This window comes from Desulfolutivibrio sulfodismutans DSM 3696 (assembly GCF_013376455.1).
GTDB lineage: Bacteria > Desulfobacterota > Desulfovibrionia > Desulfovibrionales > Desulfovibrionaceae > Desulfolutivibrio > Desulfolutivibrio sulfodismutans.
On record NZ_CP045504.1, the window covers coordinates 2,857,016 to 2,868,984 of the forward strand.

At 66.2% G+C, this 11,969-nt stretch carries 8 protein-coding genes and 1 pseudogene; 4 read left to right on the forward strand and 5 right to left on the reverse strand.

Translation table 11 applies throughout. The annotated features are described in order from the left end of the window. Positions 1 to 29: 29 nt before the first annotated feature. Complete coding sequence (gene dapF, locus GD606_RS13025) at positions 30 to 890, reverse strand: diaminopimelate epimerase (RefSeq protein WP_163303310.1); 861 nt, start codon at positions 888 to 890, stop codon at positions 30 to 32. Between the two features lie 256 nt (positions 891 to 1,146). Here dapF and GD606_RS13030 point away from each other — a divergent pair, with 256 nt between their 5' ends. From GD606_RS13030 to GD606_RS13045, 4 genes and pseudogenes are all read left to right on the forward strand, one after another. Continuing rightward, complete coding sequence (locus tag GD606_RS13030) at positions 1,147 to 3,204, forward strand: acyl-CoA dehydrogenase family protein (RefSeq protein ID WP_163303309.1); 2,058 nt, start codon at positions 1,147 to 1,149, stop codon at positions 3,202 to 3,204. 251 nt (positions 3,205 to 3,455) lie between these two features. Continuing rightward, positions 3,456 to 5,323, forward strand: a pseudogene (locus GD606_RS13035) (NAD(P)/FAD-dependent oxidoreductase). Between the two features lie 76 nt (positions 5,324 to 5,399). Next, complete coding sequence (locus GD606_RS13040) at positions 5,400 to 6,209, forward strand: electron transfer flavoprotein subunit beta (protein ID WP_163301626.1); 810 nt, start codon at positions 5,400 to 5,402, stop codon at positions 6,207 to 6,209. A gap of 85 nt (positions 6,210 to 6,294) precedes the next feature. Beyond that, positions 6,295 to 7,314, forward strand: coding sequence for an adenine nucleotide alpha hydrolase family protein (locus tag GD606_RS13045; protein ID WP_163301625.1), 1,020 nt, complete (start codon positions 6,295 to 6,297; stop codon positions 7,312 to 7,314). 97 nt (positions 7,315 to 7,411) lie between these two features. Here the strand turns inward: GD606_RS13045 and GD606_RS13050 are convergent, their stop codons facing one another. The 4 genes from GD606_RS13050 to GD606_RS13065 all read right to left on the reverse strand — a co-directional run bounded on the left by GD606_RS13050 (position 7,412) and on the right by GD606_RS13065 (position 11,960). Further along, positions 7,412 to 9,316, reverse strand: coding sequence for a sensor histidine kinase (locus GD606_RS13050; protein WP_163301624.1), 1,905 nt, complete (start codon positions 9,314 to 9,316; stop codon positions 7,412 to 7,414). A gap of 182 nt (positions 9,317 to 9,498) precedes the next feature. Then, positions 9,499 to 10,215 (reverse strand): hypothetical protein, encoded by a 717-nt coding sequence (locus GD606_RS13055; protein WP_163301623.1) that lies wholly within the window; start codon positions 10,213 to 10,215, stop codon positions 9,499 to 9,501. A 133-nt stretch (positions 10,216 to 10,348) separates the two neighbouring features. Continuing rightward, positions 10,349 to 10,810 carry a methyltransferase family protein gene (locus tag GD606_RS13060; protein ID WP_163301622.1) on the reverse strand — a complete coding sequence of 154 codons (462 nt, stop codon included), beginning with the start codon at positions 10,808 to 10,810 and terminating at the stop codon, positions 10,349 to 10,351. A 235-nt stretch (positions 10,811 to 11,045) separates the two neighbouring features. Further along, the gene (locus GD606_RS13065) at positions 11,046 to 11,960 is read right to left on the reverse strand and encodes a DUF1835 domain-containing protein (protein WP_211922130.1); all 915 of its coding nucleotides are present in this window, start codon (positions 11,958 to 11,960) and stop codon (positions 11,046 to 11,048) included. Positions 11,961 to 11,969: the final 9 nt, after the last annotated feature.

Genomic DNA, 11,969 nt, shown 5'->3' on the forward strand with positions numbered 1-11,969 from the left:
CGTGGCCGGGACGAAGGTCGTGGCGGCGATCAGTCGCGGGAAAGCCCCATGGACGCCGGGTCCATGTCGCCCCAAAAAATCAGCTCGGCCGCGCCGCGCAGGTAGGGCGCGCCTTCGCCCACACTCACTCCGAGCACCTCGCCGCCTGTGGTCACCACCTCCACCTCGCCGCCCACCAGCCCAAGCGCCCCGGCCACCACGGCCGAGGCCACGGCCCCGGTGCCGCAGGCATAGGTTTCGGCCTCCACGCCGCGCTCATAGGTGCGCAGCCGGATGCGGCCATGGTTTTCAACCGTAATGAAATTCACGTTGGTCCCGGCCGGGGCGAACTCTTCATGATAGCGCATGGCCCGGCCAAGCCCGGCGACGTCCAGGTCGGCCAGGTCTTCGCGGATGACCACGGCATGGGGCACCCCCGTGTCCACGAAATGAAACGGCACGGTCATGCCGGAAACCTCGACCTCCATGCCCAAAAGCAACCCCTTGGGCATGGTCAGCCGCACCCGCACCTGGCTTGTGCCCGCAAAAACCTCGGCCGCGATGTCTCCGGCGTCCGTACCCAGGACATGCACAGCCGGGGCCAGGCCGATGAGGAAGGCCAGCCGGGCCGCGCACCGCGCCCCGTTGCCGCACATCTCGGCCCGGGAGCCGTCGGCGTTGTAGAAATGCCAGATATAATCCGCCGTGGCCCCGGCCGGGGCGTCATCCAGAAAAACAAGCCCATCCGCGCCCACGCCGAAGGCCTTTCGGCACACGGCCTGGGCCCAGCCGCTCATGGCGGCCACGGGAAGCCGGGCCACACGGTTGTCGATGAGCACGAAATCGTTGCCGCAGCCCTGCATTTTGAAAAAAGGGACCGTTTTGGCGATCCCGGATATGCCGAAACCCATAGCGCATGCTCCATTTCGAAAAAGGATTGTTTCTTCGTAGCAGAAGCGCCATTCCCCGTCGAGCGGGAGACGCGCCAGGAAACGGCGGCGCAAGCCCCGTCAGCCGAACCTGCCCGAAAAAGCCCGCAACCCATGTCTGGACAGGCAAAACCCGGCCTCGGAAACCGTTGACGGGTATGGTCGAATATCATACGTATCTGGCTCATTTTCAAGTCCGAGCAGACTTCTCGCACCTCAAATACCGGGAACTTCACGCATGGAACTTTTACGCACCCTGCCGGGCGACGATGTTCGGCAAATCATGTGGCGCTTTGCCGACCGTTTCGACATGCAGATGGCCGTCCAGTCCGCCCGCTCCGTGGCCCGGGGCCTGGTGGCGAGGCTTGTGGCCGAAGGCGCGCGCCATACCCACGAATGGACCCCGCAAAAGGCCCAGCTGCTCAAAGCCTTTGACGAATCGGGTATCACCGCCGTGTTCCTCGACCCCCACCAGGGCGGCTTCATCGAGGGACCGAAAAATATGGGGCTGGCCCTGGTGGCCTTCGAACTGTCCTGGGTGGACGCCGGGTCCGCCACCTGCTCCCTGGCCGGCAACCTGGCCCTGTCGCCCATCCACGAACGCGGCACGCCCGAACAGCGCGACCACTACATGAGCCTGTGCGCCCCGGCCGCCCCCGGCGAGGACCGCACCCCCTGGCGCGGAGCCTTCGCCCTCACCGAACCCCTGCCCTACGTGGGCGTGGACACGGGCGTCCTGTGCGGCCGGGTGCGCGTGGCCTCCTGGGAAGAGGGTCAGGAGCCGGTGCTTCAGGTGGAAAAACGCGGCCGATTCATCACCGGCATGGACTTCGCCAATTTCGTCACCGCCGCCGTGGAAACCGGCGACCCGCGCATCAAGACCTCCTGCATGGTCATCCTGGAGGAGTCCGACCCAGGAACCTTCGACCGGGGTTCGCCCACGCTGAAGATGGTGCATCAGTTGTCCTCCACCCGGGATCCGGTCCTGTCGCTGACCGTCCCGGCCAGCCGTATCATCGGCGGCTATACCGTCAAAGACGGGGTCATCGTCCCCAACTACACCCACGGCGAGATCATCGCCGCCGTGTTCCACCGCACCCGGGTCACCGTGGCGCTCATGACCACGGCCAAGCTGCTCTCGGCCATCGAACCGGTCATCCGCTATCAGCGCGCCCGGTTCCGGGGCGGCGACGCCTGCACCGAGGGTTCGCCCAAATTCGAACTGGGCCTGCAGCAGAAGCAGGACGCCGTCCACCGGCTGGCCGAGGTCTGGGCCACGGGCGAGGCCAGCGCGTCGCTGGGGTTCGCCACGGCCCGGCTCTTCGATCTCCTCGACCCCACGGAAAAGGCCAAGGACCAGGCCCTGGCCGAGATGGGCGTCCAGGGCGTGCGCGCCCAGCTCATGACCGTGCGCAAGAGCCAGCCCAAGGCCCTGGAACTCGTGGACCTGCTCTTCGCGCCGGCCGAAGGCCGCGACGAGGCCCGCCTGGCGGAGCTTACGGCCGATCCCCTGGTGCTCTACACCGTGCTCGAGGCCGAAGCCTCGGTGCTGTGCCCGGCCTGCAAGCTGTGGAACACGGGCTACGGTTCGGTCATGATGCGCGAGGCCGTGGCCCTTATGGGCGGCTACGGCATCACCGAGGACTGCCCGGGCTTCCTGTTCCACAAATGGACCGACTGCCAACTCGAGGCCACCTACGAGGGCCCCGAGGCCGTGCAGCGCCGCCAGCTCTCCGCCACCATGATCAATGAGGTCTTCCTGGCGCTTGCCCGCAAATACGTGGACGAACTGGAAACCCTGCACGCCTCCCGGCCGGACATCGGCGCCGCCAGCGTGGCCGCAGGCTTCCGCCTGTGGTTGTGGACCCTGGACTTCCTGTCCAGCGAAAAAGACGCCGACGGCAACCGCCTCTACCACGGCAAACGCCAGGGCGTGACCTTCCCCCTGGCCGACGCCCTGTGCTGGCTGGTGGCCGCCCGGCTGCAGATCCTCGACGTGGTGGAACTGGCCGAAAAGGGACCGGAAAACCCCCTCCTGGCCGAAGGCCTGGAAGGCACCGTCACGTTTTTCACTGACCTGGCCCGCATCCAGGCCGCCAAGGCCGCTGCCGAGGCCGCCCGGGTGGCCAGCCTCCTGGTCAACGGCTTCGCCGCCCCGGTCGCGGACACCGCCGCCTTCGACAGCCTGCGCCAGGCCGTGGACAAGTCCCTGGCCGGAACTGGCAAGGCCAGGGACCGCGCCGCCGAGGCCCTGACCAAGGTCATGATCCCCGAGGCCCTGGACTACCCGGTATAAGCCGGGGATGGGGCTTCGCCCCCTCCCCGGACCCCGCCCCCGCCCGGGGGGAATCATTCCCCCCGGCCCCCCCTGGTTCCGGGCGTGCTGCGCCGAAGCTCCGCTTCGGCGCAGCACGCCCGGAAAGCCAGGGTGGCCGGAGAAACTGCTGCTCCCCGCGTGCGGCCGCGAAGCGCGATAAAGTTTTTTGAAAGGGCGGCCAGGGGGGGAACTTTTTTTCAAAAAAGTTCCCCCCCTGGCCGCCGGAGGCAATGCCGATGGACGTCGAACGCCAGGTGATGGAAGCGGACATTGTGTGTGTCGGGTTCGGCCCGGCCATGGGCGGATTTCTGACCACGCTGTGCCGGGGGCTTGTCGATGAACAGGGCGCGCCCGTGGTCGAGAGCGCGGCCATGCCCGGCATGCCGCCCCAGGTCATCTGCTATGAGCGCGCCGATGATATTGGCTTTGGCGTGTCCGGGGTGGTGACCCGGGGAAGGGGGATCAAGGCCTCGTTTCCGGATTTCGACCCGGCTGCGGTGCCCATGTGTACCCGGGTGAAGGAAGAAAAGGTCGCCTATCTGCTCGACCCGATAGGGGTCAGCCGCAGGCCGAAACTTCTGCGGTTGAAGGACCGGGCCATCCGGGCGGCGGCGAGGGGTCTGGGAAAAAAGATTCCCTATGCCCATGAGGCGGTGGAGCTGCCGTATATCCCCCCTTTCTGGCCAAGCATGACGGATTTACGTTTTCTCTGGGGCAGTTCAACCAGTGGGTGGGTTCCGAAATCATGGGCTCGGGGCTGGCCCAGATCTGGCCGTCCACGCCCGTGGCCGGGCCGCTGATCGAGGACGGCGCAGTGGTGGGCGTACGCCTGGCGGACCAGGGCGTGGACAAAAAGGGCGCGCCCGACGCCGGGTTCATGCCGGGCCTGGACGTGCGTGCGGCCTTGACGGTTGTGGGCGACGGGCCGGTTGGGCCGGTTGGCCGGGCCATTGATGACGCCTTTGGGATGCCTGCGGGGAAACATCGCCGGGAATGGGCCGTGGGCATGAAGATGGTGGTGGACCTGCCCGAGGGCTGCGAGCTGGCCGAGGGCACGGTGCTGCACACCTTCGGCTATCCTGAGCCGGAAATTTTCGGATTCCTGTATGTCCTGCCCGAGCGGGTGGCCTCGCTCGGCATCTTCGTCCCCTCCTGGTTCGACAACCCGGTGCGCACGGCCTACCGCTACATGCAGCACTGGATGCGCCATCCCTATCTGTGGCGGCGCCTGGAGGGCGGCAGGCTGCGTTCCTGGGGCGCCAAAAGCCTCCAGGAGTCCGGGCGGCGGGGCGAACCGCATCTGGTGGGCAACGGCTATGCCCGCATCGGCGAGGGCTCGGGTTCGACCAACGTGCTCACGGGCTCCGGCGTGGACGAGGCCTGGACCACCGGGGTGCAGCTGGCCGAGGGCGTTTTGGAGCTGGCCAAGGCGGGCAAGCCGTACACCCGGGAGAATCTCCAGGCCGCCTATGTGGCCAGACGCCGGGCCTCGTGGGTCGAGGCCGAGGCCAAGGTGGCCGAGAAGGCCCGCGACGGCTTCACCGAGGGCTTTTTGCAGGGGCTTATGGGCATGGGCCTGGCCGGGTTCACCAAGGGCAAGGTCTATTGGCCGGGCGTGTCGCGCCGGGTGCATGAGCGCATCCCGAGCCTGGAGCGCTATTTCAAGGACCGCATCCCGACGGTGGAGATCGCGGCCATCCGGGCCGAGTGCGCCAAAAAGGGGCTGTCCCTGCACGACGCCCTCATGGACCGGGCGGGCTGGCCGCCCATCGAATACGACGGACAGCTTCTGGTGTCGCATCAGGACGCCCTGCTCCTTGGCGGCAAGGTCCAGGCCAACCCGGGCTACGGCGACCATGTGGTCTTCGCGGACCCGGCCGTATGCGCCACCTGCCGGGAAAGGGTCTGCATCGAGGCCTGTTCCGGACAGGCCATCACGGTCAATCCTGAGGGCGGCGCGCCCCTTTTCGACCGGGAAAAATGCGTGCATTGCGGGGCCTGCCTGTGGAACTGCTCCAAGCCCCATCCGCACGATCCGGAAAAGACCAACGTGGAGTTTTCGGCCGGTTCCGGCGGCCTGCATTCCGTTGAGAACTAAAGCATTGCGACAGGAACCGCCCTGCTCTCCGCCTTGACGGCGGGAGATGCGGCGGCATGAACAAGGGAGACAAGTCATGAGCACGGGTTTTCACATCGTGGTCTGCGGCGGCATCGTGCCCGATCCGCTCCAGACCCTGGAACCGGTGAGCACCCCGGCCGGGCCGGGACTCAAAAACGAGATGATGCTGCCGGCCATCCTCGACCCCTGGGCCTCCCACGCCCTGTTCGAGGCCGCGCATCTGGCCAAGGGCGCGCCCGGCAGCAAGGTCTGGCTGGTGAGCCTGGGGCCCAAGGCCAAGCTGCAGCAGGTGATGATGTCCGTGGCCCAGAAGGCCCCCTTTGAGCTGGTGGTCTGCGACGGCCCGGCCGGGGGATTCACGGAGTCGGCCGAGGCGGCCGAGGCGTTGGCCGCCGCCATCGAGGCCATCCCCGGCATCGACAAGACGAGGCTGCTTCTTTTCGGCGGCTGGCAGTCGGCCTCGCGCGGCGCCGGGACCACCATGCAGCTGGTGGGCGAACGCCTGGGCGTCACCGAGCAGTTCCAGGGCGTGGACAGGCTGACGGTCGGCGCGGATGGGTCGCTCACGATCATGGAACGCGTGGAGGGCGGGGCCTATCAGGTATCCGTGTGCCAGGGCGCTCCGGCGGTCCTGGGCTGGGCCACCGGGGAGCTTCCCGAGCCTCCCAACAACCCCCAGGTGGGCATGCAGAACATGCGTTTTATCATGCCCGCCCTGCAAAAGGCCAAACCGGCCAAGGTCGGCGCGGACGGCGTGACGTTCGCTGCGGTTGAGCTGCCCAAGCAGCGCCGCGAGACCCGCATCGTCAAGGACACCCCGGCCGAGGACATCGCCCGGGAGATCGTGGCCTGGATACGCGGCTGATCCGGACGGCGCTGACGCCTGAACACATGATTTTCGCAAGGCCGCGCGGGGTGTTCCCCGCTTCCGGCCGTCGGAGACACAAGCCATGGAAAAGATCCTTTTTCTCGCCCATACCGAAGCGGACGGCAGCCTGTCCCAGGCCGGGCTGGAGGCCCTGACCGCCGCCAAAACCCTGGCCCAGGGGCTTGGCGCGGGGTTTGACGCAGCCCTTTTCGGGGCCGACGCGGCCGCCGCCGCCAACGCCGTGGCCGGATGCGGCGCGGGCACGTTTTTTTGCGTCTCGGGCCAGGCCTTCGCCCAGGCCCGCTACGCCACGGACGCCGCCGCCATCACAACGCTGTGCCAGGCGGCAGAAGCCACCATCGTGGTCTGCGCCGACGACTCCCGCCTGTCCCGGGCCGTGCCCGGGGCGGCCCACCGCCTGGGCGGCCGGGCGGACACCCATGTCACGGCCCTTGCGGCCAAGGATGGCGCGGCCTTCGTGCAACGCTGGCACTACCGCCAGCGCATGTACGCCGAGGTCACCCGGGTCCAGCGCCCCTGGTTCGTCACCGTCTCCGGCGGCGTGTTCCCGGCCTCTGACGTCGCCCCGGGCCAGGCTGCGGTGCAGGCCGTGACGGTGGCGGACGTGGCCACGCGCACCACGGTGAAGGAGATCCTCGCGCCATCGGCCGACGAGCAGACCATCCGTCCGGACGCGGCGCTTCTGTTCGTGGCCGGGGCAGGTTGGACCAAAAAGCAGGCCGACGGCCAGCCCCACACCCCCGAGGCGGCGGAACTCATTTTGGGATTCACCACCAAGGCCCAGGCCTCCCTGGGCAGCAGCAAGTCCCTGGTGGACATGGGCGGCGAGGGCCAGGCCGTGCTGCCGTTTCTCACCCACCTGCACCAGGTGGGACAGACCGGGGCCACCCCGCGCCATCCCAAGGGGCTGGCCACCTGCTGCCACGGCGAGGAGCCGCATGTGGTGGGCTGGCGGTTCATCGGCGAGCGCCGGGCGGTGAACCTGGATGCGGGCTGCGGCTGGGCCCAGGGCAAATGCGACGTGCTCTATGTGGCCGACGCCTTTGCGGTCATGCGGCTGGTCAACGCCATGATCGGATAGGGTCGCGGGAAAAAACCGCGACGGAGGATGACAGATCACGCCCCGGATGCAGATGCACCCGGGGCGTTTTTTTTAGGCGAACATTTCCCGCGTCGCGTCAACCGACCGGTCGGAGAGGGGGAACGCCCGGCCGGGGGATGTCCGTCGGCCGGGCGGACTCGGCGACCCGGCAGGGGACATGGAAATAGACCGTCGTGCCCTCCCCGGGGGCGCTGTCGATGGCCAGCGAACCGCCCAGAAGCTGCACCAGCCGCTTGACGATGGGCAGCCCCAGCCCCGCCCCCTGAAAGCGGCGGCTGTAGGAGCCGTCCACCTGGGTGAAGGGTTCGAAGATGGAGGCCAGCAGGTCGCCCGGGATGCCGATGCCGGTATCCGAAACGCTAAACAGCAACCGAAATGTCCCTGGCCTGCGGCCCGGCAGGAAGCTGATTTCCACGGCCACCTCCCCGGACGGCGTGAACTTGACGGCGTTGCCCACCAGGTTCAACAGAATCTGGCGCAGCCTGGCCGCATCGCCCACAAGCCTTGCGGGAACGTCCGCATCGGGCCGCATCACCAGGGCGACGCCTTTTTCCCGGGCGGCATGGCGAAAAAGCATCTCCACCTCGCCAAGAAGGTCCGGCAGGGAAAACGCCTCCTCGCGCACCACAAGCTTGCCCGCCTCGATGCGCGACAGATCCAGGATGTCGGTTAAAAGCGCGGTCAGGCGTTTCCCGGACTGGGCGGCATGCGACAAATATTCCTTCTGCTCCCCGCTGAGCTCCGAGAGCTCCAGAAGCTGGATCATGCCCAGGATGCCGTTTAAGGGCGTCCTGATCTCGTGGCTCATGTTGGCCAGAAACTCCGACTTGGCCTTGCTCGCGGCCTCGGCCGCCTCCTTGGCCCCACGCAGGTTGCTTTCGGCCTCGTGGCGCATGGCCGATTCCCGCTCCAGGGCCTCGGCCATGCCGTCCATGGCCCCGGCCAGCCGCCCCAGCTCTCCTGTGTCGTGGGCAATGCCGGTACGGGCAAAAAAATCGCCGCGTCCGAACCGCTCGGCAGCCGCCACCAGCAGGCCCACGGTGCGGCCGATGGACACGGCGCCCAGCAGCCAGGCCCCGACCAGGGAGATCACCGCCAGGGCGCCGAGCAGGCCCAGAAGGCGGATGTGGTCCCGGGAGGCCCCGTCCAAGACCGCTTCCACAGGCAATCCGGCGAAAAAGGTCATGTACGGTTCGAGATCCTGTCCCAAACGCAATTTGGCGTAGGCATAGACCCGCGTGACGCCATCGGAGCCGGTCTGCCGGACTAAACCGGTATCCCCCGAGGCTTTCGCCGCTTCCCAAATCTCCTTTTTGATGGGCTTGCCCGGGGGGTTGGTCCGGGGCGAGGGGGGATAATGGTAGAGCCGGATGCCGACATGATCGGCGATGCCGAGCATGGTCCCGGCAGGATACCGCGAATCGGCCAGCCAGTCCTTGATGGAGCTCAGACGCACGGCGGCGATGAGCACCCCCGAAAGGCGGCCGTCTTCCGTAAAATACGGAAGGGCATAGGGAAAGGCCGGTTCGTAGGATGTCCGGCTGACGATGTATTCGCCGACGGAAAAGGTGCGGTCTTTCACCGCATCCAGGAAATGTTTGCGGTCGCCAAGCGTGACCGGACCCTCGGCGGGAATGCCTGAGGCGAACATGTCCCCTGCGGCGTCTACGGCCAGAATATTGGTATAATAAGGATTTTCCTTGAGTAGGCGGGCAAATATCGTCGAGCAGGCAACGGAATCCTGCGCGCGAACCTCGGGCAGTTGGGACAGGGTCATGAGCATCTGCCGGGCGCCGAGGGCCATGTGCTCCTGGATATCCGCCGCGCCGGCCACAAGCTGCCTGGCTTCCTCCTGGGCGAGTTCCATGGCCCGCACCCGTTCCTGTTGCCAGAATAGGCCCAAAAGGCCCATGGCCGGGAGCACGGAGAGCAGCACCAAAAGGACCAGCCTGCCCCGGATCGTCGATGGCAAAACGCGCATGTCAACCGCCGTTCCCGGCGGAGAGACTTTCGAGTCGTCCTGCTGCCTGCCGGGTAGGCTGGGTGTTCGCGGGGCACGGCCAAACACCTGTTCCTGGAAAAAGAGACGGGGAGCTCAATTTACGTCAAAGAGTACGCCGGAATGTCGCCTTGGGCAAGGGATGCCGGGGGCCTGACGGGAGGTCAGTCCGAAAACAGGACGGCCGGATCCCCGGGCATGTCTTCGGCCCGAAAACAGCTGGCCCTGGGACTGGATAACTCCTCGACCCGCCAGGCCTCCCCGGCCGGAATGGCGGCCATCTCGACCCCCAGATGATGCAATAGCGACAGGGTGCTTTTGGGCTGGGCGTCGGCGGACAGGGTGACCAGGACCGGACGCAGGATCTTCAACAACAAAAACCCGGCCGCATTCCAGGTGCCGAGCCTGCGCAACTCGGGCAGCTTTTGGGTATCCCGGATCTGCCCGACCTTTGACAGGCCCAGTTCCTTGCGCAGCGCCTTAAACAGCAGATCGCCCGGGGCATCCTCAAACCGCTTTTCCACTGTCAGGTAGGGTTCGGCCCGGGGCACAAGCCCGGCCTTGGTCCACCAGCCGTACAGACGCCAGAAGCGGCTGCCGTCCTCGCTCAGGGGGACGACGAGCATATGGTCGGACTCGACCGCCACCATCTCGGTTTTCCCGTCGCTGGTCATGAGGAAGGGCTCGATGAAGGGGAACCGGGCCAGATCCCGGGGGATGGGCTGGGCTTGCGGCCAGGAAATGCGCCGAAACCGCAAAAAACCCTGGCGGTAACGCTCGAAAAGGGCCTGGGGCGAAAGTTCAGCCCCTGGCCGCTGCCACATGGCCACGGTTTCCGGATCGTCAACCCGGACCAGACGGCTGACAGGTTTTTCCTGCATGTCGGCCTCCCTCCCGAAGCATCATGGGCGGGCCGACGCTCGCCGCGTCCGGCCGCACAAAACATGTGCGTTTCTTGTAGCAGAACCCGGGACGGGTGTCATCGCCGAAGGCCCGGACCCGGCGGCAGGAGGTTCAGCCGGACACCCCCGGAAGCACGCCGCCCACCCGGGCCCGGTAGCGCCGATAGTCGTCGCCAAAGCGCGACTCCAGCCACTGCTCTTCATGCCGGATGGACAGGCGGTAGATCAGGGCGGTGAAAATCGGCGCGCTCAGCACCAACATCCCGCCCGCCAGAAGCGACAGGCCCGGGATGATGCACACCACCCAGGCCGCATACATGGGGTGGCGCACCAGGGCGTAGATCCCCCCGGTCTCCAGGCGGCTGGCGTCATAGGATTGATACAGACGCATGATGGCCGCGGCGTAGACGGCAAGCCCCAGAAGCACCAATCCGGCGCCCACGGGGCGCAGGGGCAGGTATTTGACGTAGGGCCGGGCCACGGCGGCAAAGAGCAGTTCATCGTAAAAAAAGGCCAGCTTGGCGTAGCACAGGGAGGCCCGATACAGGGCCGTGCCCGATCCCCAGCGATTCATGGCGTTCCTCCGGCGCGTCGTTATGTGAAAAATATCACAACCGTCGCGGAGGCGTCAACGGGGGAAAGAGACACTCCGGGATACCATGCCGAGACGATTCCAGGTTCTCACCGTATTTCACATTTTGGCCGCCAGGGTCACCGACAAGCGCCTGATTCGTTTTTCTACGCCTGCGGCTTCGCCGACAGAAACAGCGTGTGTGCGACCTGGAAAAAGGACGGTCCACACCCGGCTGTCAGGCTGTCGTGTGCGACGGCTGGCAGGGCAAGGCCGTGAGGTTGAAGTCCGCAAGCGACACCCGGCTCTCCCATTGCGGCAACCTGCCCCCGGGGCCTTCAATCAGCACCAGCGCAGGCGCCCGATCCGCAAGCCCATTGATTTTGCCCCACAACGTCGTATCGCCCCAGAACCGGGGCGGAGGATCGGCGGCTGAAACGGCCTTCAAAATCTCGCCCGGCGTTTCGCAACCGGCGCGAATCGCCGCGAGGGCAAGCGCTTCAAGCCTCCCCAGCCCGGTTCGCGGGTCGGGTTGTTCCTGCAGCCATCGCCTGACCGCTGCCGGAACGAAGGGGAGAGGCGGATCGGTCGTTTCTGAGAGTTCGGCGAACACGGCGGCATCCTGTGTTGCAAACGCCTGGTCCACGACCGCTGCAAAGCGAAACTGCCCGTCTGTGACGGGACGCCTGCCTGGGTAGAGTGATGCGAGTTGTCCCGGCTGAAGTTGTCCAAGCCCATGAAAGGGTTCGATCCCTGGGAACGCATCCACACAAATGAGTTCTGCCCTCTTGTTTCCTGTGTGAGCCAGACAGGCAAGAATATGGGCCAGCATGGACTGATCAAAAAGGCAGGCGTCAAACCACAGCACGACATGTTCATGAACAGCCGCTTCAGCCAGCCTTTGATACTGATTATGCAGACCTTTTAGAATAAACTTCCGGTCCATGCCGCCTGCGGTGGACTCCTCCAAAAACAGCGCCCGGGTGCAGAGTTCCGTTTCCGTTGGCCAGCCCGGCTGCCGGGGGCCGTCATAGAGGATGTCACGCCAGACGAACACCTCTCCGGAAAGACCGGCCTTTGCCAAACATCCGCCTGCGATGTCACCGCCTATGATGTGGCATATCGGGTTTATCTCATTTTTCCTGTCGGCCATTGGCAGCGT

Excerpts from the sequence above, each read along its gene's own strand:
- GD606_RS13055 (WP_163301623.1), bottom strand. The coding sequence starts at position 10,215 with ATGCAGGAAAAACCTGTCAGCCGTCTGGTCCGGGTTGACGATCCGGAA.
- GD606_RS13040 (WP_163301626.1), top strand. The coding sequence starts at position 5,400 with ATGAGCACGGGTTTTCACATCGTGGTCTGCGGCGGCATCGTGCCCGAT.
- GD606_RS13045 (WP_163301625.1), top strand. The coding sequence starts at position 6,295 with ATGGAAAAGATCCTTTTTCTCGCCCATACCGAAGCGGACGGCAGCCTG.
- GD606_RS13065 (WP_211922130.1), bottom strand. The coding sequence starts at position 11,960 with ATGGCCGACAGGAAAAATGAGATAAACCCGATATGCCACATCATAGGC.
- dapF (WP_163303310.1), bottom strand. The coding sequence starts at position 890 with ATGGGTTTCGGCATATCCGGGATCGCCAAAACGGTCCCTTTTTTCAAA.
- GD606_RS13030 (WP_163303309.1), top strand. The coding sequence starts at position 1,147 with ATGGAACTTTTACGCACCCTGCCGGGCGACGATGTTCGGCAAATCATG.
- GD606_RS13060 (WP_163301622.1), bottom strand. The coding sequence starts at position 10,810 with ATGAATCGCTGGGGATCGGGCACGGCCCTGTATCGGGCCTCCCTGTGC.
- GD606_RS13050 (WP_163301624.1), bottom strand. The coding sequence starts at position 9,316 with ATGCGCGTTTTGCCATCGACGATCCGGGGCAGGCTGGTCCTTTTGGTG.